The organism is Pseudomonas sp. XP2, from assembly GCF_053557975.1.
On sequence record NZ_JBNRIK010000001.1, the window covers coordinates 82,824 to 105,159 of the forward strand.

The 22,336-nt window shown below is 62.8% G+C and carries 15 protein-coding genes; 5 read left to right on the top strand and 10 right to left on the bottom strand.

All coding sequences use genetic code 11. The features are described from left to right. Positions 1–19 precede the first annotated feature (19 nt). Genes selO through ACK1VC_RS00390 form a run of 3 tightly spaced genes read right to left on the bottom strand, consistent with a single transcriptional unit; the run spans position 20 to position 6,612 of the window. Positions 20–1,480 carry a protein adenylyltransferase SelO gene (gene selO, locus ACK1VC_RS00380; RefSeq protein ID WP_191087066.1) on the bottom strand — a complete coding sequence of 487 codons (1,461 nt, stop codon included), beginning with the start codon at positions 1,478–1,480 and terminating at the stop codon, positions 20–22. Between the two features lie 45 nt (positions 1,481–1,525). Further along, on the bottom strand, positions 1,526–4,834 hold the full coding sequence (gene mscK, locus ACK1VC_RS00385; RefSeq protein WP_191087065.1) for a mechanosensitive channel MscK: 3,309 nt from the start codon (positions 4,832–4,834) through the stop codon (positions 1,526–1,528). A gap of 35 nt (positions 4,835–4,869) precedes the next feature. Then, positions 4,870–6,612 carry a potassium/proton antiporter gene (locus ACK1VC_RS00390; protein WP_016489608.1) on the bottom strand — a complete coding sequence of 581 codons (1,743 nt, stop codon included), beginning with the start codon at positions 6,610–6,612 and terminating at the stop codon, positions 4,870–4,872. A 179-nt stretch (positions 6,613–6,791) separates the two neighbouring features. On the opposite strand from ACK1VC_RS00390, the gene ACK1VC_RS00395 reads away from it, so the two are divergent. Continuing rightward, entirely contained in the window at positions 6,792–8,942 is a 2,151-nt protein-coding gene (locus ACK1VC_RS00395) for a dermonecrotic toxin domain-containing protein (RefSeq protein WP_191087063.1), read from the top strand. Positions 8,943–8,987: 45 nt separating this feature from the next. Here ACK1VC_RS00395 and betA read toward each other — a convergent pair whose 3' ends face one another. The 3 genes from betA to betI form a co-directional block, all read right to left on the bottom strand. Continuing rightward, positions 8,988–10,685 (bottom strand): choline dehydrogenase, encoded by a 1,698-nt coding sequence (betA, locus tag ACK1VC_RS00400; RefSeq protein ID WP_016489606.1) that lies wholly within the window; start codon positions 10,683–10,685, stop codon positions 8,988–8,990. Positions 10,686–10,762: 77 nt separating this feature from the next. Then, positions 10,763–12,235, bottom strand: coding sequence for a betaine-aldehyde dehydrogenase (gene betB, locus ACK1VC_RS00405; protein WP_016489605.1), 1,473 nt, complete (start codon positions 12,233–12,235; stop codon positions 10,763–10,765). Between the two features lie 39 nt (positions 12,236–12,274). Continuing rightward, entirely contained in the window at positions 12,275–12,931 is a 657-nt protein-coding gene (gene betI / locus ACK1VC_RS00410) for a transcriptional regulator BetI (protein ID WP_016489604.1), read from the bottom strand. 532 nt (positions 12,932–13,463) lie between these two features. On the opposite strand from betI, the gene ACK1VC_RS00415 reads away from it, so the two are divergent. Further along, the gene (locus tag ACK1VC_RS00415; RefSeq protein ID WP_224372596.1) at positions 13,464–15,410 is read left to right on the top strand and encodes a BCCT family transporter; all 1,947 of its coding nucleotides are present in this window, start codon (positions 13,464–13,466) and stop codon (positions 15,408–15,410) included. 173 nt (positions 15,411–15,583) lie between these two features. Here ACK1VC_RS00415 and ACK1VC_RS00420 read toward each other — a convergent pair whose 3' ends face one another. The 4 genes from ACK1VC_RS00420 to gpmI all read right to left on the bottom strand — a co-directional run bounded on the left by ACK1VC_RS00420 (position 15,584) and on the right by gpmI (position 20,806). Continuing rightward, entirely contained in the window at positions 15,584–16,351 is a 768-nt protein-coding gene (locus tag ACK1VC_RS00420) for a divergent polysaccharide deacetylase family protein (protein ID WP_024717347.1), read from the bottom strand. Positions 16,352–16,359: 8 nt separating this feature from the next. Further along, a complete protein-coding gene (locus ACK1VC_RS00425; protein WP_016489601.1) occupies positions 16,360–17,676 on the bottom strand; it encodes a S41 family peptidase in 1,317 nt (438 codons plus the stop codon). 78 nt (positions 17,677–17,754) lie between these two features. Then, positions 17,755–19,062 carry a murein hydrolase activator EnvC family protein gene (locus tag ACK1VC_RS00430; RefSeq protein ID WP_016489600.1) on the bottom strand — a complete coding sequence of 436 codons (1,308 nt, stop codon included), beginning with the start codon at positions 19,060–19,062 and terminating at the stop codon, positions 17,755–17,757. Between the two features lie 208 nt (positions 19,063–19,270). Continuing rightward, positions 19,271–20,806 (bottom strand): 2,3-bisphosphoglycerate-independent phosphoglycerate mutase, encoded by a 1,536-nt coding sequence (gene gpmI / locus ACK1VC_RS00435; RefSeq protein WP_060516906.1) that lies wholly within the window; start codon positions 20,804–20,806, stop codon positions 19,271–19,273. A 206-nt stretch (positions 20,807–21,012) separates the two neighbouring features. Here gpmI and ACK1VC_RS00440 point away from each other — a divergent pair, with 206 nt between their 5' ends. From ACK1VC_RS00440 to secB, 3 genes are read left to right on the top strand one after another with little or no spacing between them, the layout of a single operon-like run. Then, positions 21,013–21,426: a rhodanese-like domain-containing protein gene (locus ACK1VC_RS00440; protein WP_016489598.1), complete on the top strand. Its 414-nt coding sequence runs from the start codon at positions 21,013–21,015 to the stop codon at positions 21,424–21,426. Between the two features lies 1 nt (position 21,427). Continuing rightward, complete coding sequence (grxC, locus tag ACK1VC_RS00445) at positions 21,428–21,682, top strand: glutaredoxin 3 (protein ID WP_016489597.1); 255 nt, start codon at positions 21,428–21,430, stop codon at positions 21,680–21,682. A gap of 39 nt (positions 21,683–21,721) precedes the next feature. Next, positions 21,722–22,207 (top strand): protein-export chaperone SecB, encoded by a 486-nt coding sequence (gene secB / locus ACK1VC_RS00450; protein WP_043200646.1) that lies wholly within the window; start codon positions 21,722–21,724, stop codon positions 22,205–22,207. The last annotated feature ends 129 nt before the right edge of the window (positions 22,208–22,336 follow it).

Sequence of the window (22,336 nt, forward strand, 5' to 3'; positions counted from 1 at the left end):
CCGGTAGAGCAATCATCAATCAGGAAGAGCAGCTGATTTCCAGGTGCTTGCCCCATTCCGGCGGCCGCTGGGCGTAGGCCTGCATCCCGGGCTGTTCCTCGAAGGGGCGGGTCAGTACCTGGTGCAATTGCCGTACTTCACTGTAATCCCCCGCCTCAGCCGCTTCGATGGCCTTTTGCGCCAGGTAGTTGCGCAGCACATACAGCGGGTTCACCGCATGCATCCGTTCACGGCGGCCTTCGGTATTGCCGGGTTCGCGTTCACAGCGGGCCAGGTAGTCTGCACCCCAGGCATCGAAGCCGGCCAGGTCGATAAAGTCGTCGCGCACCACCTTCAGCGCCTGTGCCGCAGGCTGTTCACCCAGCTTGCGGAAGAACAGGCTGTAGTCCACGCCACCACGCTGCATGCACTGCAGCAGGCGCTCGACCAGTGCCATATCGTCGTCTTCGGCAGTGGTCAGGCCCAGGCGCCGGCGCATCAGGTCCAGGTAATGCGCCTGGTACAGCGGCAGGAACAGCCCCAATGCTTCCTTCAGTGGCTCAACCTCGATGACAGTGGTCAGGGCCTGAGCCAGCGCGCTGAGGTTCCAGTGGGCGATGGGCACCTGGTTGGCGTAGCTGTAGCGGCCACGGTCGTCGGAGTGGTTGCAGACGAAGTTGGCGTCGAAGTCGTCGAGGAAGGCGTACGGGCCGAAGTCGAAGGTGATGCCCAGGATCGACATGTTGTCGGTGTTCATCACCCCGTGGCAGAAGCCATAGGCCTGCCAGCGGGCGATCAGTTCGGCGTTGCGCTCGACGATGGTACGGAACATGGCCAGGTACGGTTGTTCGGCGTCACGGCATTCGGGGTAGTGCTGCTCCAGCACATGGTCGATCAGCACACGCTGCTGTTCGGGCTGCTTGGTGTAGTAGAAATACTCGAAATGGCCGAAACGTACATGGCTCTGCGCCAGGCGGGTGAGCATGGCGGCGCTTTCACGGGTTTCGCGCCACACCACGGTGCTGGAGCCGATCACGCACAGCGCCCGGCTGCTGGGGATGTCGAGGGCGTGCAGGGCTTCGGAAGCAAGGAATTCGCGGATCGACGAGCGCAGCACGGCGCGGCCGTCGCCCATGCGTGAATACGGGGTCTGGCCGGCGCCCTTGAGGTGCAGGTCCCAGTGCTCGCCTTTGTCGTTGAGGACTTCGGCCAGCAGCAGGCCGCGGCCATCGCCCAGGCGTGGGTTGTACGAGCCGAACTGGTGCCCGGAATAGACCATCGCCCGTGGGTCGGCTTCTTCCCACAACTTATGGCCGCTGAACAGCTCGGCGAACACTGGCAGGTCGGCTTGCGCGGGGTCGAGCTCGAGCAAGGCCATGGCCGACTCGCTGGCTACCACCAGGCGCGGGTCTGCAATGGGCTCGGGCAGCACCTGGGTGGAGAACGCATCGCCCAGGCGGGCGAAGCGGTTGTCGAAGGTGAGTTGGTCGAGGGCTTTCACGGGCTGCTCCTGAGATTCAGCACAGAATAAAGCATTCGAGCCCACTCAGGCCGGTGCAGTGCCATCCGGTTTAGGTTGCTCCAGCGGAATCAACTGCTGCTTGCCGCCCTTCTGGTCCATCAGGAACACCTCCACCTGGCGTACCGAGATCTTGATGTTGTGGGCCTTGAACTCGCGGTTGATGTAGCGGTTGATCTCGTCCAGCGTCGGGTTGCGGTCGCCCAGGTCGCGCACGTGCATGCGCAACTCGTGGTCCAGCGAGCTTTCACCGAAGTTGAGGAAGTACACGATCGGCTCCGGGTCCTTGAGCACGCGCGGGTTTTCGTGTGCGCCCTTGAGCAGCAGGTCGCGTACCAGGTCCAGGTCGGAGCCGTAGTCGATGCCCAGCTTCAGCGTCACTCGGGTGACCGTGTCGGTCAGCGACCAGTTGATCAGCTGGCCGGTGATGAAGGTCTTGTTGGGGACGATGATGTCCTTGCGGTCGAAATCGGTGATGGTGGTGGCGCGGATGCGTATCTTGCTCACCGTGCCCGACAGGTTGCCGATGGTGATGGTGTCGCCGATCCGTACCGGGCGCTCGAACAGAATCATGATGCCGGAAATGAAGTTGGCGAAAATTTCCTGCATGCCGAAGCCCAGGCCCACCGACAACGCGGCCACCAGCCATTGCAGCTTGTCCCAGCTCACCCCCAGGGTCGACAGGGTGCTGACGATACCGATGCCGACAATGGTGTACGACAGCAAGGTGGTGGTGGCATAGGCACTGCCTTGGGCCAGGTTCAGGCGTGAAAGCACCAGCACCTCGAGCAGGCCTGGCAAGTTGCCCGCCAGGGCGAAGGTGATGCCGACGATCACCAGCGCACCCAGCAGGTCGCCGAGGCTGATCGGCACCATACTGGCGGCCGTGCCGGTGCCGCTGGTGTATTCGTACAGGACGAAGTTGTTGAGGTAGGCGAACACTGAGATCAGGTCTGCCCACACCCAGTACAGGCCGGCGATGAAGCCGCCGAGCAGGGCCAGGCGGATCAGGCGCAGCGATTGCTGGTTGACCTGCTCGATGTCCAGCGTCGGCTCTTCGGTAATGACTTCGCCATCCAGCCCTTCCTTGGCCGCAGCCCGTTTGCTGAGCGCGCGTTGGTAAGCCAGGCGCCGTGCCGCCACTGACAGGCCGCGCACGAATGCCGCTTCGATCACCAGCCAGAACATTAGCAGGTACAGGGTGTAGATCAGCCGGTCGGTGAGTTTAAGCGCGGTGTAGTAGTAGCCGAAGCACACAGCGACGAACAGGGCGATGGGCAGGGCGGTGAACGCGACGCCCACGGCCTTGCGGAACAGAGAGGTATTGCGGTGCGCGGGGCTGCTGAGCAGCAGGCGGCTGAGCAGCCAGGCCATCAGTGCGTAGCAGGTCAGCACCACGCCGATACCCAGCACGTCGTCGGCCAACGCCGAAGGCTGGTGTTCGGCCACCGCCACCACACCGACCAGTGCCAGCACCACGGTGCCCAGGCGCCGCACCCAGCCACGCAGGAACTCGACCTGCGGTTTGTGCCAGCGGAAGTGAATTTCTGCCACGCCACCGGGGGCGAGGATGCGGTAGGCGGTGTAGAACACCAGCCAGGCCTGGGCCAGCTGCCAGAGTGCGGCGCCCAGGTTGGCGTTTTGCCCGCGGGCGTCGATCTGCAAGGCGTAGCTGCACAGCGCCAGGCCAAGGCTGACCGGCATCGCCAGGAGGATGTTGATAAGGATCGCCTGGGGCGTGTGCCATTGGCTGTCACGGCGGAAGTGGCCGATGTCCTGGTGCACCTTGCCTAGCCGTTGGTACAGGTACTTGCGCCGCCACAACAGCGCGCCGATGACCAGCAACAGTGGCAAGAACAGCAGCGGACGCTGGCTCAGGCCGTCGGCCAGCTCTTTCAGGCCCGAGCCCCACGGCAGGTTGGCGACCTGGTCGGCCAGGCGCTCGGGTACATAGCTCAGCCAGTCCCAGTCCAGCGGCTTGTTGCTGGGGATCCAGAACATCTGCTCGTCCAGGGTGGTGCGCAGGTTCTGCGCGGTGCCCAGCAGCTGCTTCTGGTTGAGCTGCAGGGTGATCGATTCGTTGAGCAGCGCCGACAGTTCGCGGTTCAGCCGCTCCAGCAGGTCACTGCGGGTGATCGCCACTTCCAGCAACGCCTTGCGCAGCTGGGGAGTCACGTCTTCCTGCGGTTGGGCGGCCAGCAGCTTGTCGACGTAGGTGACCGGGTTGCTCATCTGCTCGCGTTGCTGGTTGACCTCGAACTGGTACAGCCGGGTGTCGGCGATCTGGTCGGCCAGGTCGCGGTCGACTTTCAGGTGCGGCAGGGTCTGCTTCTGCTTGTAGAGGATCTTTGACAGCAGCAAGCTGCCCTTGAGCACGTTGATCTGCTCGTCCAGCGCCTGGTCGGCCTGGGTCAGGCTGTCCAGCTGCTGCTTGGTGCGCAGGTTCTGCTGGGTCAGCTCGTTGAGGCGGTCGGTGCTTTTCAGCAGGTAGTCGGAGAGCTTGAGGTTGATCGCGCTTTCGGTCGCCAGCAGGCTGCTGCCACCGGCCTTCTGGGCCTCGATCGACTGTTGGGTAACCGCTTCCTGGGACTGGGCCAGGCGCTTTTCGTTGATCAGGGTCTGCAGGTCCTGGATTTCCTGCTCCAGGCGCGCGGCGCGCTCGATCAGCAAATCATGACGAGCATTGCCGAGATCTTGCAGCAGGGTGTTGCCGGCCAGTTCCTGGCGGCGCAACAGGGTCAGCGCGTTGAGCGAGGCAAGTTCGGCGTTGAGCTGGTTGCGCTGGTCGGCGTTGATCGATTTGCCGCCGTCCTTGCCGGTTTTAAGGATGGTGTTGATCTGCTGGGCGCGGGCCTGGCTGTTGCTGATTTCGGCCTGGGCGCGTTCCGGGCGGGTTTGCGAATTGATGATCAGGCTGTTGGCTTCGGACAGCGCCTTCTGCAGCTCGCCCTGCTGGGTGTTGCGTTCGCTGAGCATTTGCTCGAGCTGCGGCACGGTGAGTGCGGCGTACCGTTGAGCGACGGGCTGCGCCTTGCTTTGCTTGAGCCTGGCGAGCTCCTTCTGGCTGTCACTGGTTTCCTTGGGCGCACTGGTCAACTGCTGCTTGAGCGCGGCGAGCTTCTTTTCGTTGTCTTCCTTGCTGGCAAGCAGGCTCAGCGTTTGCTCGAGCACTTGCTGCAGTGCCTTCTGGTCAGCCTCGGGCAGTTTGCGCTCGGCGATCTTGTCGAGGCTATTCTGGATGCTGGAGGTGGTCGGGGCTTCTGCCGCGGTGGCGGCAAAGGAAAGGGACAGGCACAGCCCGAGCAGGGCTGTGCGAAGGTACGCGCGCAGGGACATAGGCAGACTACTTGTGGATCCGGCAGAAACGAAGTTTAGAGGAACAATCCTGGTCCGGGTCGCGTTCCTTCGGGGAATCTGACGCCTACTTTCTGAATCTTGTTCCCGTCCATGGTCGCCACGGTCCAGATCGTGCCATGCCAATCGACCTGGTCACCTACTACTGGAGCGCCTCCGACCTTCTGTCGGATGAACTGCGCCAACGGCATTTTCGCGTCCAGGCCATCGAGTTTCAGGCCGTAAAGCGCTGCAACGGCTCCCAGTTCGGCATCGCCTTCGAGCACGAAGTCGCCAAAGAAACGCAGGTCCAGGCCGCGTTGTGGCGCTTGGCTGAACAACTTGCCCAGGGCAGGCAGGTTGTGCTCATGACCGATCACGCAGAGCATGTCGTCAACTTGCAGCACGGTACTGCCTGAGGGGTGCAGCAGTTGTTCGCCCCGGAACAGCGCGGCAATCCGCGTGCCTTCGGGCATTTTCAGCTCGCGCAGGGCGGCCCCGATGCACCATTTTTCGGCGCCCAGGCGGTAGACGAACATTTCCCACTCGCTGGTGATGTGCACTTCCAGGGCAGAGCGGGAGATTGGCGCCGGGTCTGGCGGTACGGTCACTTTTAGCAGTTTGGCCACCCACGGCAGGCTGGTGCCTTGCACCAGCAGTGATACCAGCACGATGAAGAACGCCAGGTTGAAGAACAGCTGAGCGTCTGGCAGGCCGGCCATCAGCGGGAACACCGCCAGAATGATCGGCACCGCGCCGCGCAGGCCTACCCAGGAGATAAAGCCTTTTTCGCGGCCATGGAAGGCCTTGAACGGCAGCAGTGCCGCGACCACCGACAGCGGCCGCGCCACCAGGATCATCCACAATGCCAGGCCTAGCGCCGGCAAGGCGATGGGCAGCAGGTCGTGAGGTGTGACCAGCAGCCCCAGCACCAGGAACATGCCGATCTGGGCCAGCCATGCCATGCCGTCGAGCATGTGCAGGATGCCATGGCGGCTGCGGATAGGCTTGTTGCCCAGCACCAGGCCGCACAGGTATACGGCGAGGAAGCCGCTACCATGCAGGGCGTTGGTCAGCGAGAACACCACCAGGCCGCCGGCTACTACCAGGATCGGGTACAGGCCACCGGCCAGGTTGATGCGGTTTACCAGTTGCAGCATCAGCCAGCCGCCACCCAGGCCCAGCAGCCCGCCGATGCCGAATTCGCGCAACAGGTGGCCCAGCAGGCTCCAGTGCAGGCCGGTCTGGCCGCTGGCGATCATGTCGATCAGGGTGACCGTGAGGAACACGGCCATTGGGTCGTTGCTGCCCGACTCGATCTCCAGGGTGGCGGTAACCCGCTCGTTCAGGCCTTTGCCGCCCAGCAGCGAGAACACCGCAGCGGCATCGGTAGAGCCAACGATGGCGCCGATCAGCAGGCCCTGGATCAGGCTCAGGTTGAACAGCCAGGCGGCGACCAGGCCGGTGAGGGCGGTGGTGATCATTACCCCGACCGTGGCCAGCGACAGCGCCGGCCACAGCGCTACGCGAAAGCTTGCCACCCGCGTGCGCAAGCCACCGTCGAGCAGGATCACGGCCAATGCCAGGTTGCCCACCAGGTAGGCGGTCGGGTAGTTGTTGAAGATGATGCCGCCACCATCGACACCGGCGACCATGCCGACGGCGAGGATGATGACCAGAATGGGGATGCCCAGGCGCGAAGACAGCGAGCTGACCAGAATACTTGCACCCACCAGCAATGCGCCGATCAAGAACAGGCTGTTGATGGTGCTTGCATCCAAAGGCAGGTACTCCGAGACAGCGGCGGGAAGGGACGTGGTAGCGCGTTTTTCAGCAAAAGCTAGCAGGTCGCGTGCCAATCGATTCTAACCTGAGGCCGATGCGGGCTGTAAAGCGATACCGCATCGTTACTGCGGCTTGCCTGTGTAGTGGAACGCCTTGTCCCAGGTAGCCAAGATCCATGAACGATCGAGAAACCTTGTCACTCGCCCAGCTGGCCCAACGCATGCTGGGGCATTTCCCTGATTTGCACAGGATGGCGCGTCAAGCGGCCGGCCATGTGCTGCACCAGCAACTAGGGTACTGGGTGGATCCGGACAGGCTCTATTGGCACGAATTCCACGCCGCAGCAACGAGCTCGCGCAGCTACACCGGCTGGTGCCACAGCGGGCCGCCTTGGCGCTCCCTGAGCCTGACCGAGCTGGTGATCCAGCGCTTCAGCCCACAGCAGCAGGACAGTGCAGATGAATTAAGCGTTTACGGTGGCTTCTACCGGGTGGACGCCAGCCACATTGACTATGACGAGCGCAACGAAGTGCGGCTTGACCCACAGCACGTGCTGAAGGCGTTCTGGCAACTGGATTTTGCGGGGCGCTATACCGAGGCTCTGAGCAGGTTCCGGTCGCAGCATGGCGAAGATTATTGCGTGCTGGCCCGCGCCCGTTTCCTTGCCGCCGTGGGCCAATCGACGCTCAGCGAGCCAGAGCGGCGAGAGCTGATGGTGGCTACGTTTGCGGTACCCGCACTGCCGATCAGTGTGCAAGGTCTGCGACAGCCCCGGCCAGTGAATGCCCAGCGGGGTTGGAGCACGCTTGCCATCGGCGGTATCAGCGCCAGGCTGCTGTTCCAGCATAAGCTGAAGACTGGCAAGTTGTGCCTCTATCTTGCCGATGCGCAGGCTGTTGTGCAGGTATTCGACAATCGCCACGCACTTACAGCATGGCTTGCTGATCAGGCCGCCACGCCTGAGGGGCGGGAGCGCCTGGTCAGGCTGTTCGTCGGGGATGGGGTACTGGCACAGCCGCTACGCCTGCGCATAAGCACATACCTCAAGTGGCTTGCCCAGTCACGGGGCGATATCACGATTGCCGGGCAGGCGATTGCAGGGGACCTGTTCGTCCACCTGCGCGAAGCGGTCATGGATGATCTGACCAGCGATGCCCACGAGCGGCTGACCACCAACGCACAACTGCGCAAGGCCAACTGGTTGGCGGGCTTACAAGCTGCCAGTCTGGTCATTGCACCGATGGCGCCGTTTGGCTGGCCAGTCTTATTGACCTCGCTGGGGCTTGGCACCGTGAGCCTGGCGCTGCACCTGGACCGGGCGCTCAATGGCAAACGGGCCTGGCGCACGGCAGCATGGTGGGCAGTACTGACGGATATCCTTTTCATCCTGCTTGATGCAGCAATGATGCGTGCCGGTGACCTGTTCAGCGATAGCCGCGTACCCCCGCGCAATGTTGGCCAGGTGCAAACCGCGGTTGCCAAGGTCGATTGGGAGCTTTACATGGCGCCGGCGGCAGACGAATTGCTGGCTGTGTCGGACGAGGCGCTGGCCCGCCAGGAAGCCCTGATGGGCGCGGTGCCGTGGGCTGACCTGGATGCCTTGGGCGCCCGCGGTGAGTATCTGGATGCATTCAGTGAGCCCTTTCCCGTCTATCGCGATGAGCACGGCTTTGGCTCGCCCGCCATTGCCGAGTACACCAGCTCACCAGAGCGCTACAACAACCTGTGGCGCGGGCTGCCCCTCGAGGGTACTCACGCCGAGAATATCCAGCGCAGTCACGACCTTGCCCGTGCCCTTGGCGAGATAGGCGTAAGCAACCAGGTACGGCTGTACCGTGCTGCGTCGGGCTTGCGGGGTTCCGGTATACCGGCGTTCGGCGATGGCGCCATTGAGGTGGGGGACGTGCTGGTGACCACCGACTTCACGTCTTTCACGGAAAACCGTTATGCGCTCTGGGAGGTTTTCAACGACCCGCAGACCCAGGTCAGTGGCAGAGGGGCGTTTGATGACAACGCGTTGGTGTACGTGCTGGAACCGGGCGAGGACATGCAGGCCACGCCTATCGGGCCTTTCTCAAGGCGACCGGATGAGGCAGAGTCGCTGATGTTGCCAGGGCGCTACCTGCAAGTGGAAAAGATGACGGCCGTTCAGGGCCACGATTATCGCTTCATGGAGGTGGGCCTGAAGGCACTGGCGCAAGCGCCAAGCGGGGTGACAGTGCGGGAGATGCGCACGGGGGTATTGTTCGATCGCCAGGCACTGGCTGAGCGGTTGGGCACAGAGGATGACGCGTTGATGCGCACCTTCTTTGCGCTGCCCACCTGACTGGAAGGCGTAAGAGGGGCCGCAGCGCGGCCCCTGATCAGGGTGTCAGCCCTGCTTCACTTCACGCATCGGCTTGCCTTTCACCGGCGCATCCCCTGCCACATAGTACTTGGCGGTGCTGCGCGGCAGCGGCTTGCGACCACGGATCTTGTCCGAGATCTTCTCGGCGATCATGATCGTGGTGGCGTTGAGGTTGCCGGTGATGATCAGCGGCATGATCGACGCATCGACCACGCGCAGGCCCTTCATGCCATGCACACGGCCTTCGCCGTCAACCACTGCCATGTCGTCGGTGCCCATCTTGCACGAGCACGACGGGTGGAAGGCGGTTTCGGCGTGCTCGCGGATGAACTTGTCCAGCTGTTCGTCTGTTTGCACGTCGGCGCCCGGGCTGATCTCGCGGCCACGGTATGGGTCCAGTGCCGGCTGGGCCATGATTTCGCGGGTCAGGCGGATGCCGTCACGGAACTCCTGCCAGTCCTGCTCGGTGGACATGTAGTTGAACAGGATGCTCGGGTGCTGGCGCGGGTCTTTCGACTTGGCCTGGATGCGGCCACGGGCAGGCGAGCGCATGGAGCCCATGTGCGCCTGGAAGCCGTGTTCCTTCACGCCATTGGAGCCGTTGTAGTTAATGGCCACCGGCAGGAAGTGGTACTGAATGTTCGGCCACTTGAATTCAGGGCGCGTACGGATGAAGCCACCAGCCTCGAACTGGTTGCTGGCGCCGATACCGGTGCCGTTGAACAACCACTCGGCGCCGATGGCCGGCTGGTTCCACCACAGCAGCGATGGGTACAGCGACACCGGCTGGGTGCAGGCGTACTGCAGGTACAGCTCAAGGTGGTCCTGCAGGTTTTCGCCAACGCCCGGCAGGTCGTGCACAACCGGGATGTCGAGGCTTTCCAGCAGTGCGCGCGGGCCCACGCCGGAGCGCTGCAGCAGCTGCGGAGAAGCGATGGCGCCGGAGCTTACGATCACCTCCTTGCGGGCACGGGCTTCAACACGCTCTTCGCTGTCGCCGACCAGGTAGGTCACGCCAACGGCGCGTTTGCCGTCGAACAGTACGCGGTCGCTCAGGGCGTGGGTGACGATGGTCAGGTTCGGGCGCTTCTTGGCTTGGTCCAGATAGCCACGGGCGGTGCTGGAGCGGCGGCCGTTTTTAGTGACCGAACGGTCCATCGGGCCGAAGCCTTCCTGCTGGTAGCCGTTGAGGTCTTCGGTGCGCGGGTAACCGGCTTGTACGCCGGCCTCGACCATGGCGTGGAACAGCGGGTTGTTGCCGGCCTTTGGCGTGGCAACGCTGACCGGGCCTTCACCACCGTGGTAATCGTTCGGGCCGATGTCACGGGTTTCGGCTTTACGGAAGTACGGCAGGCAATCCAGGTAGGTCCAGTCTTCCAGGCCTGGCAGTTCTGCCCAGCCGTCGAAGTCCATGGCGTTGCCGCGGATGTAGCACATGCCGTTGATCAGCGACGAGCCACCCAGGCCCTTGCCACGGCCACACTCCATGCGGCGGCCGTCCATGTGCGGCTCCGGGTCGGTCTCGTAGGCCCAGTTGTAGCGGCGGCCCTGCAGCGGGAAAGCCAGGGCGGCTGGCATCTGGGTGCGGAAGTCGAAGCGGTAGTCAGGGCCACCGGCTTCGAGCAGCAGCACGGTGACGCCGGCGTCTTCGGTCAGGCGGGTGGCCAGGGTGTTACCGGCCGAACCGGCACCGACGATGATGTAATCGAATTCTTGGGACATGAAAGTACCCTCGTGTTGGCGGTGATCAGGGAGCGGGAACGCCCGTGCACAGCGGCACGGGCGTGGCTAGACAGGGCTTAGAAAACCGAGTTGTAGCCGCCCAGCTCGACCTGGACCGACTTGATGCGAGTGTATTGAGCCAGCGAGCTGACGCCGTTCTCACGGCCGACGCCCGACTGCTTGTAGCCACCGACCGGCATTTCGGCCGGCGATTCACCCCAGGCGTTGATCCAGCAGATACCGGCTTCCAGCTTGTGGATGATGCGGTGGGCGCGGGTGATGTCGTTGGTGCACACACCGGCGGCCAGGCCGTACTCGGTGTCGTTGGCACGGCGGATCACTTCTTCCTCGGTCTCGTAGGACAGGATGCTCATGACCGGGCCGAAGATTTCTTCCTTGACGATGGTCATGTCGTCGGTGCAGTCGGTGAACACGGTCGGGGCCACGAAGGCGCCCTTGGCGAAGTCACCTTCGGTCAGACGCTCGCCGCCGCACAGTACGCGGGCACCTTCTTCTTTACCCTTGGCGATGTAGCCCAGCACGTTTTCCATGTGAGCGAAGCTGACCAGCGGGCCGAAGTTGGTGTTTTCGTCTTCCGGGTTGCCAACGCGGATGCGCGCAACACGCTCGGCGATCTTGGCTTCGAACGCCGCCTTCATTTCAGCTGGGATGAACACGCGGGTGCCGTTGGTGCACACCTGGCCCGAGCTGTAGAAGTTGGCCATCATGGCGATGTCGGCGGCCTTGTCCAGGTCGGCGTCGGCGCAGATGATCAGTGGCGACTTGCCGCCCAGCTCCATGGTGACTTCCTTCAGCGAGGAGCTGGAGGCGCTGGCCATGACTTTCTTGCCGGTGGTGGTGCCGCCGGTGAAGGAGACTTTTTCGATGCGCGGGTGCTCGGTCAACCAGGTGCCAACTTCGCGGCCACTGCCGGTCAGCACGTTGAACACGCCATTCGGCAGGCCGGCTTCGGTGTAGATCTCGGCCAGTTTCAGGGTGGTCAGCGAGGTGACTTCCGATGGCTTGAAGATCATGGCGTTGCCGGCGGCCAGGGCCGGGGCGGATTTCCACAAGGCGATCTGGATCGGGTAGTTCCAGGCGCCGATACCTGCGGTCACGCCCAGCGGCTCGCGGCGGGTGTAGACGAAGGACGATTCACGCAGCGGAATCTGCTCGCCTTCGATGGCCGGTACCAGGCCTGCGTAGTATTCCAGCACGTCGGCGCCGGTGACGATGTCGACGTAGCGGGTTTCGGAATACGACTTGCCGGTGTCCAGGGTTTCCAGCTGGGCCAGTTCATCGTTGCGCTCGCGCAGAATTTCGACGGCACGGCGCAGGATGCGCGAACGCTGCATGGCGGTCATCGCAGCCCAGACTTTCTGGCCACGCTCGGCGCTTTCCACGGCCTTCTCGACATCGGCCTCGGTGGCACGTTGTACGTGGGCGAGGACTTCGCCGGTGGCCGGGTTGATGGCTTCGAAGGTGGCATCGCTGCCAGCGTCGACGTAAGCGCCATCAATGTAGAGTTTTTGCGTTCCGAAACGGGCCATAGTGTCCTCGCAAGTGCAGTGTGTGGTTTGGCTTGCGCGTCACGCTCCTGCCGGGTTGGCAAGGGCCGTGCGTGCTGGTTCGGCAGCCTGGTCGTTTGTGCCCAGGGTGTGCTGTTTAGCCAGTTGTAGATCCATGTATTCGTAAGCAATCCGTATCGCCTGGTCGGTGTCGAATGCATCACCCGACAGGGCGCCACGCAGCCACAAACCGTCGATCAGGGCTGCCAGGCCGCGGGCTGCCTTGCGCGCATGGTAGAGCGGCAGGGCGCGGCGGAACTGGCAGCACAGGTTGGAATACAAGCGGTGGTCGTTGATCCGCTGCAACCTGTGCAAATCGGGCTGGTGCATGCTGGAAGCCCAGAAGGCCAACCAGGTTTTCATTGCCGGGCCGTTCACCTGGCTGGCATCGAAGTTGCCTTCGATGATCACTTTCAGATGAGCGCGCGGGCTGTCATCCGCCAGGGCCTGTCGGCGTGCTCTGACACCTTCGTTGAGCATGCTCATGATGTAACCCATCGTCGCTGCGATCAGGCCGTTCTTGTCCCGAAAGTAGTGACTGATGATGCCGTTTGACACACCGGCCAAGCGGGCAATCAGCGCAATGCTGGCGTCCCCCAGACCGACCTGATCGACCGCCTGCAATGTGGCTTCGATCAACTGCTGGCGGCGGATGGGTTGCATACCGACCTTGGGCATCTTGCTATCTCCTCAGGTCTGCGAGCAGGCGACGGGCGGCTGACTCGGCGAAGACCAGTCTATTTTGTTTTGATTGAACGTTCAATCAATAAAGAATAAGCTCTGCGACAATTTGTGCCATTGACAGCTTTCAGGGCGGTCGAGAAGGCACGGATTGACACCCTAGGAAATCGTGTAACCCCCGGAATACAAGGCGTTGACGGGCATGAGCGATGCGAAATACAGATTCTGCCGCACGGCCCCTGGCCTTGCGACAGGCCCTTGGAGCGGGCGAGGTCGTCTGTGACGAATGCGCGCACCCCTGCGGATGCTTGGCATTTTTCAGCAGCCCCAGTCTGTTTTTTTGCAACGTATCGATTCGGGATCACGGTTTCCAAGGTGCTTTTATAACACCTGACGCAGTGGGGATATTCCACCAATTGCTCGGGAAAGACTGATTAGCCTCCACAGCCGTACTGCCCGGAGCATTCGTGCAATGAGTTCTGCCTCACTTACCAAGCCCCCCGCCGAGAGGGTACGGGTCAACCGCGTGGTGTTCTTCACCTCCGCGCTGATGATCCTTGTTCTGACTGCCTTGCTGATCGCTGTACCCGATACCGCTGGCCAGGTGCTGGGCGTGGCCCAGAAATGGCTGACGCGCACCTTTGGCTGGTACTACATGCTGGTGATCTGCGGTTACCTGCTGTTCGTCGTCTACCTGGCCTTCTCCGATTACGGCAAGCTCAAGCTTGGCGGCAAGGACGACCAGCCTGACTTCAGCTACGGCGCCTGGGCCGGCATGCTGTTCTCTTCCGGTATTGGTATTTCGCTGCTGTACTTCGGCGCTTCCGAGCCGCTGGACCATTACTTCAACCCACCGGAAGGCACCCCGGCCAGCCTCGAAGCTGCGCGCCAGGGCCTGCAGCTGACCTTCCTGCACTGGGGCCTGCATGGCTGGGCGATCTACGCCTTGGTCGGCCTGGCTGTGGGTTACTTCGCCTACCGTCACAACCAGCCGCTGGCATTGCGCTCAGCGCTGTACCCGCTGGTGGGCGAGCGTTGGGTCAAGGGCGCTGCCGGCAACGCGGTGGACATCTTCGGCATGTTCGTCACCCTGCTGGGCCTGGTGACCAACCTGGGGATCGGCTCGATGCAGGTGTCCTCGGGCCTTGAATACCTGTTCGGCATGGAGCACAGCCAGACCAACCTGCTGGTGGTGATCCTGGTCATGGCCGGCGTGGCCACCGTGGCGGCGGTATCGGGCGTGGAAAACGGCATTCGCCGCTTGTCCAACCTGAACATCCTGCTGTTCAGCGGCCTGCTGCTGTTCGTGCTGCTGGCGGGCAACACGCTGCACCTGTTCAACGGCTTTGTGCAGAACGTTGGCGACTACCTGAACGGTATCGTGCTGAAAACCTTCGACCTTTACGTGTACGAAGGCGAAGCCGGCAAGTCCGAGCGCTGGTTGGGCCTGTGGACCGTGTTCTACTGGGCCTGGTGGATTTCCTGGGGCCCGTTCGTCGGCATGTTCATTGCCCGTATCTCCAAGGGCCGTACCGTGCGCCAACTGGTCAGCGGCGTGCTGTTGATCCCGCTGGGCTTCACCTTGGCCTGGCTGTCGATCTTCGGCAACACCGCACTGGACCTGGTGATCAACCAGGGGGCGGTGGAGCTGGGCAAGACCGCGCTGGAACAGCCGTCAATGTCGATCTACCAACTGCTGGAATACTTCCCGGCGGCGAAGATCGTGATTGGTGTGGCGGTATTTGTCGGCTTTGTACTGTTCCTCACCCCGGCCGATTCCGGCGCGGTGATGATGGCCAACCTGTCGTGCAAAGGCGGCAAGGTGGATGAAGACGCCCCGCACTGGATGGTGGTGTTCTGGTCGGTTGTCATTACCCTGGTCACCATCGGCCTGCTGTTTGCCGGTAACTTCGAAGCCATGCAAACCATGGTCGTGCTGGCAGGCCTGCCGTTCTCGGTGGTGCTGGTGCTGTTCATGTTCGGCCTGTACAAGGCCATGAAGCAGGACGTGGCGGTCGAGCAGGAGCGCGCCGAACTGGCGGCCCGTGGTCGTCGTGGCTTCAGCGAGCGCCTGACCCAGCTGGAGCTGCAGCCCACCCAGGCTGTGGTGCAGCGCTTCATGGACAAGCAGGTCAGCCCGGCGCTGAAAGAAGCGGCCGCGCAGTTGCAGACTCTGGGCTTTGAGGTGGAAACCCGCGTTGGCCAGTCGCGCAACATGATGGGCCTGCGGGTGATGATGGACGAGGGTAACCCGTTCGTTTACGAAGTGAGCCTGGACGGCTATATGGCCGCGCCGAGCGAGGCGCCGGTGGAGGGTGAACCGGAAGTGCGTCAGCGCTACTATCGCGCCGAGGTGTACCTGCACGATGGCAGCCAGGAGTATGACCTGATGGGCTTTGCGCCCGAGCAGATCGTGCGTGATGTGCTGGATCAGTTCGAAAGCCACCGCCAGCTGCTGGGGCGTGTGTACAGCTGATTGCTGTTGATGCAAACAAAACCCCGCTCACTGAGCGGGGTTTTTTATTGGGGTCGCTTTGCGGCCCTTCGCGGGCATGCCCGCTCCCACAGGATTGTCACAGGGCCTGAAGCCGGCGCGATCCCTGTGGGAGCGGGCGTGCCCGCGAAGGGCTGCAAAGCAGCCCCAGCTTCTCAGCGATTGGTGTAGCGGCCATTCTTGCCATGCCCAGGCATCGCCTGGTTGCTGCGCACGGCAATCATCTGGCTGAGCCTGATCAGTTCGACGCCCTGGGCCTTGAGCTGTGGCAGTGCTCGTTCCAGCACGTCGAGGGTTTGTGGGTAAGGATGCCCGATCAGCACCGCAGACCCTTGCTTGCGCGCCAGGGCGATGCCTTGCTGCAACTGCCCGGTGATCGCCTCGGTTGTGCGCACATCGTCGAGGAACACATCCCGCGAAACGTGGGCCAGGCTGATGCGCTGGGCCTCGGCTGCGGCCACGGTGGCGGCGCTGGTGCGGCTGTCGACGAAGAACAGGTGGCGTTGCTGCAGTTCACCCATCAACCAGGCCATGGGTTCACGCTGTGCCGTCATGCGGCTGCCCATGTGGTTGTTGATGCCGGCGGCGTAGGGCACTTTCGCCAAGGCCGCATCCAGGCGCTGCGCCAGCGCTTCGATGGCTATGCCCGGGTGCCAGGCATAGGGCCCGGTGGCCGGGTCCATGGGCATGTGCAGGATCACCGTTTTGCCGGCCTTGTGGGCCTGGCGGGCGAAGTCAGTGGCATGCGGGGTATCGGGCATGATCGCCATGGTCACCGGGCCGGGAAGGGCGAGGGTGCGGCTGTCACGCTCGGTGCTTTGGCCCAGGTCGTCGATGATGATGCTCATGTAGGCCTTGCTGACCGGCGCCGCGTGCGCGACACCGGCCATCAGGGAGAACAGCAGACACAGCAGGTAACGCATCGTGTGGATCATTTGCCCGAAGTGATGTTCAGCCCCTTGAGCAGGCTCAGGGCCTGGCTCAGCTGGAAGTCATCGTCCTGCGGGCGTTCCTTGCGTTTGCTGCTGCCGGTCGGGCGGTCGGCGCCGCCGTTGCCGTTGCCCAGGTGGCCCTGCAGGTCGGCTTCCTTGAAATTGTCGGTATCGACTTCGGCGGTAAGTTTGGCCGGGCGCACTTCGATATCGGGGACGATGCCCTGGGCCTGGATCGAGCGGCCATTCGGCGTGTAATACAGCGCGGTAGTCAGCTTCAGGGCGCGGTCGTTGGCCAGCGGCAGCACGGTCTGCACCGAGCCTTTGCCGAAGCTGTCGGTACCCATCAGTACGGCGCGCTTCTGGTCCTGCAGGGCGCCTGCGACAATTTCCGAGGCCGAGGCACTGCCGCCGTTGATCAGCACCACCAGTGGCACGCCATCGCTGGCGTCGGCCGGGTCGGCAGAGAAACGCAGTTCGGAGTTGGCGATGCGGCCCTTGGTGTAGACGATCAGGCCCTTGGTCAGGAAGTGGTCGGCCACTTCCACCGCCGACTGCAACACGCCGCCCGGGTTGTTGCGCAGGTCCAGCACTACCCCGCGCAACTTCTTGCCGTTGTCTTTGCGCAGCTTGGCCAGCGCCTTGCCCACTTCGTCGCCGGTCTTGACCTGGAACTGGGTGATGCGGATGTAGCCGTAATCGTTCTCCAGCAGCTGGCTCTTCACGCTCTTGACCTGGATAACCGCGCGGGCCAGTGTCACGTCGAACGGATTGCCGCCGTCACGCACCAGGGTCAGGGTGATCTTCTCGCCGATCTTGCCGCGCATCTTGTCGACCGCTTCGGTCATGGTCTGGCCACGGGTCGGGGCGCCGTTGATCTTGACGATCAGGTCGCCTGCCTGCACGCCGGCACGCGAAGCCGGGGTGTCGTCGATTGGCGACACCACCTTGATAAAGCCGTCTTCCTGGCCAACCTCGATGCCCAGCCCGCCGAACTCGCCGCTGGTGCTTTCCTGCAGCTCCTGGAAGTCCTCCGGGCCGAGGTAGGCGGAGTGCGGGTCGAGGTTGCTGAGCATGCCCTTGATGGCGTTTTCCAGCAGGGTCTTGTCATCCACCGGTTCGACGTAGGCAGCCTTGATGCGGTCCATGACCTCGGCGAAGGTGCGCAGCTCTTCCAGCGGCAGCGGCGCCTTGGCGGTTACCTCGGTGGCTGGCACTGCGGCGGCCTTGGCCGGCTCTGCGGCGGTGGCCAGGGGCGCGCCGACCGCCAGGGCGATGGACAGGGCCAGCTGGGTGAGACGAGGCGAGTGCAGCATGTCGAACGAACTCCTGATCCTGTAAGTGCTCCCTGGGGAGCATCGGCGCAGCTCTCAGTCTACGCCGTATAAATTTGACTAGCCCCGGCACCATTGCGAAGGGTCGGTAGGCCGGCCCTGCTGGCGGATGGCGAAGTACAAGCCTGCCGCGTCCTGGCCACCGCTGTCACCAACGGTGGAAATGGCTTCACCGGCCTTGACGATATCACCGGCGTTTTTGAGCAGGCTCTGGTTGTGACCGTACAGGCTCAGGTAACCATTGCCATGGTCGAGAATGACCAGAAGCCCCGCGCCGCGCAACCAGTCGGCGAACACCACGCGCCCGCCGTGCACCGCACGGACCTGGGTGCCCGGGTTGGCACTGATCATCACCCCATCCCACTTGGCACGGGCGTCGCTGCCGCGGGCATCACCGAAGCGTGCCAGCAATCGACCGTTCACCGGCCATGGAAGTTTTCCCCGTGCCGAAGAAAATGCACCGCCGTAGCTTGCGCCGTCGGTGGAAACCATCGGGCCGAGCGTGGTGCGGGCCTTTTTCGGTGGTTCCACAGGTTCCTGGGCCTGCTCGCGGGCAGCGGCGGCGGCCAGCGCCTCCTGCTGACGGCGTTTTTCCGCTTCCTGCTGGGCCAGCAAGGCTTTCTTGCGCGCCTCTTCAGCTTCGCGGGCCTGCCGGGCCAGGGTTTCCTCGATGGTCTTGAGGACTTTGGACAGGTCGGCCTGGTCCTGCTCGCGGGCTTGCAACTTCTGATCGCGGTCCTTCATGTCGCCATTGAGCTTGGCCAGCACCTGCTGGCGCTTGCCGCGTTCGGCTTCCAGCGCCTGGCGGCGGCTGTCGAGGTCGGCGCGCTGGGTCAGCAACTGTTGCTGCTGGCCGGCAATTTCCTGCTCGACGTTGGCCAGTTGGCGCAAGGTCTCGTTGAAGGTGCGCAATTGCTCCAGGCGCGCTTTGCTGAGGTAGTCGTAGTACGTCAGGGTGCGGGCGAACTTCTCGGGGTTCTGCTGGTTGAGCAGCAGTTTGAGGTATTCCTCGCGGCCGTTGTTCTGGTAGGCCGAGCGGGCCTGTATGGCAATCAGCCGTTGTTGTTCAACGCGGGCGCTCTGGAGTTTTTTTTTCTCGGTATCAAGGCGCTCCAGATCGCCCTCGGTCTTTTTTAGTTCTTGCTGCAGTGCCTCCACCTGCTTTTCGAGGTTGCCGATGTCGGTCTCGGTGGCTTTGAGGTCCTTTTGCACACCGGCCTTTTCTTCCTGGAGCTTGCCCAGCGTCTTCTTGAGCTCGGCAATATCCTGGCGGGTGGCGTCCAGTTGCTGCTGGGTCTGGGCACGCTCATCGGCAAAGGCCGGGCTGAGCAGGCAAGACAGGGCGAGTAGGATCAGGGCGCGAAGCATGGGGTTTGGCGTACCAAGGATGGAGACCGGCCTAGTATGCCCGCCCGGGCAGGCAAAAAAAACGCCTCGCTGCGGGTGCAGGGGGGCGTTGGTCTGGAAGTCATGTGCGATCGGGGCCGCTTTGCGGCCCATTCGCGGGGCAAGCCCGCTCCCACAGGTATCCATGCAGTGCGTTGTGGGAGCGGGCTTGTCCCGCGAATGGCGCCAATCAGGCGTCGATCAGGATCGACGTCCCGGTCATTTCCACCGGCTTTTCCAGCCCCAGCAGCTTCAGCATGGTCGGTGCCACATCGGCCAGCACACCGCCTTCGCGTACCTTGACGTTGCGCTTGCCCACATAGATGAACGGCACCGGCTCGGTGGTGTGCGCGGTGTGCGCCTGGCCGGTGCATTCGTCTTCCATCTGCTCGACGTTGCCATGGTCGGCGGTAATCAGCGCTTCGCCGTCTACCTTCTCCAGTGCTTCGACAATGCGCCCTACACAGGTATCCAGCGCTTCGACCGCCTTGACCGCTGCCTCGAACACGCCTGTGTGGCCAACCATGTCACCGTTGGCGTAGTTGACCACGATCACATCGTAACGCTGCTGCTCAATGGCTTCGACAATGCGATCGGTCACTTGCGGCGCGTTCATCTCCGGCTGCAGGTCGTAGGTGGCGACCTTCGGCGACGGGATCAGAATGCGTTCTTCACCTTCAAACGGCTCTTCACGCCCGCCCGAGAAGAAGAAGGTAACGTGGGCGTACTTCTCGGTCTCGGCGATGCGCAGCTGGGTCTTGCCGTTCTTGGCCAGGTACTCGCCCAGCACATTGTTCAGGCTGGAGGGTGCAAAAGCCGCCGGGGCCGGGATCTTGGCCGAATACTGGGTCAGGCCGATGTAGGCCGCCAGTTTTGGCAGGCGGGCGCGTGGGAACTCGCTGAAGTCGGTTTCCACAAACGCACGCGACAGCTCGCGGGCGCGGTCGGCGCGGAAGTTCATAAAGATCACGGCGTCGCCATCTTCAACCTTGACCGCCTCGCCAATGCGCGTGGCCTTGACGAACTCGTCGCTCTCGTCACGGGCATAGGCCGCTTCCAGGCCGGCCTGGGCGGTGTCGGCGGTGTACTCGGCGGTGCTGTCGACGATCAGGTTGTAGGCGGCGCTGACACGGTCCCAGCGGTTGTCGCGGTCCATGGCAAAGTAGCGGCCGATCAGGCTGGCGATGCGGCCCTTGCCCAGCCTGGCGAAGGTGGCGTCGATCAGTTCGATGGACGACTGGGCGCTGCGTGGCGGGGTGTCGCGGCCATCGAGGAAGGCGTGCAGGTAGATCTTTTCTGCCCCGCGCTGCGCAGCCAGTTCCGCCATGGCAACCAGGTGGTCCTGGTGGCTGTGCACGCCGCCATCAGACAGCAGGCCGAGAATGTGAACGGCCTTGCCGGCACTGGTTGCCTTGTCCACGGCGCCGGTGAGCACCGGGTTCTCGAAGAACTCGCCATCGCGGATGGCTTTGGTGACGCGGGTGAAGTCCTGGTAGACGACGCGGCCGGCCCCCAGGTTCATGTGACCGACTTCGGAGTTGCCCATCTGCCCGTCCGGCAGGCCGACATCCATGCCCGAGCCGGAAATGAGCCCATGCGGCCGGGTGGCGCGCAGGCGATCATAAACCGGCGTATTGGCGGCAAAGATGGCGTTGTGTTCGGGGATTTCACTGTGGCCGAAGCCATCCAGGATGATCAGGACCAGGGGTTTGGGCGTACTCGTCATCAATCAAACTCACGGTTGTTCAAAGATGATAAAGACACGCATTTTAGGGCAAATACGCCACCTGCGGCGAATATTCGTCCTGTTCCCTGACCAGCGCGGCCAATGCGGCAACATGAAGGTACCTTTGCAGCCCGCCCGTCGGGCTTTGGTGGTACTGGGGGGCTGTGTATACTGGCCGGCATTTTCAATCGCCTGGAACACCGCTGATGGTTGCTCACCTGATTCAATTCGCGACAGATCACTACATCCTGGTTGCGATTTTCGTTGTTCTGCTGGTCCTGCTGCTGCTCAACGAAATCCGCCGCGGCGGCCAGAGCCTGAGCAATGGCCAACTGACCGCCCTGGTCAACGCCGACAAGGGCCTGGTCATCGACATCCGTACTGCCAAGGAATACGCCGCTGGCCACATCGTCGGTGCCATCAACATTCCGCAGGACAAGCTGGCCGCTCGCATGAGCGAGCTGGAAAAGCACAAAGAGAAGACCCTGATCGTTGTCGACGCAATGGGCCAGCAGTCCGGCACCCACTGCCGCGAACTGCTCAAGGCTGGCTACACCGCTGCCAAACTGAGCGGTGGCGTTTCCAGCTGGAAAGCCGATAACCTGCCCCTGGTGAAGTGATATGAAGCCCGTCATCGTCTATTCCAGCGACTACTGCCCCTACTGCATGCGCGCCAAGTACCTGCTCGAGAGCAAGGGCGTGGCCTTCCAGGAAATCAAGGTCGACGGCAAGCCGCAGGTTCGCGCCGAGATGAGCCAGAAGGCCGGTCGTACGTCGGTGCCGCAGATCTGGATCGGCAGCACCCACGTCGGTGGATGCGATGACCTCTATGCCCTGGAGCGCGCTGGCAAGCTCGACGCGCTGCTGGCGGCCTGATTTGCACTGCATTCAAAAACATTAGGATAAGGACCTGCCATGACTGACCAACAGACCAACGGCGCTGCTGCAGAAGACAACAGCCCTCAGTTCTCCCTGCAGCGCATCTATGTGCGCGACCTGTCGTTCGAGGCCCCGAAAAGCCCGCAGATCTTCCGTCAGACCTGGGAGCCAAGCGTTGCGCTGGACCTGAACACCAAGCAGAAGGCTCTGGAAGGTGACTTCCACGAAGTGGTGCTGACCCTGTCGGTTACCGTCAAGAACGGTGACGAAGTGGCCTTCATTGCTGAAGTGCAGCAGGCCGGTATCTTCCTGATCGCCAACCTGGATGCGGCTTCGATGAGCCACACCCTGGGTGCGTTCTGCCCGAACATCCTGTTCCCTTACGCCCGTGAGACCCTGGACAGCCTGGTGACCCGCGGTTCGTTCCCGGCCCTGATGCTGTCGCCGGTCAACTTCGACGCACTGTACGCGCAAGAAATGCAGCGCATGCAGGACGCGGGCGAAGTGCCGACTGTGCAGTAATCACTGCCGGTATCAAGAAAGCGCCTCTCGGGGCGCTTTTTTTGTTGCCTGTTCCGGCCTCTTCGCGGGGCAAGCCCGCTCCCACAATGGCTGGGCGTACACAGTTCAATGTGGGAGCGGGCTTGCCCC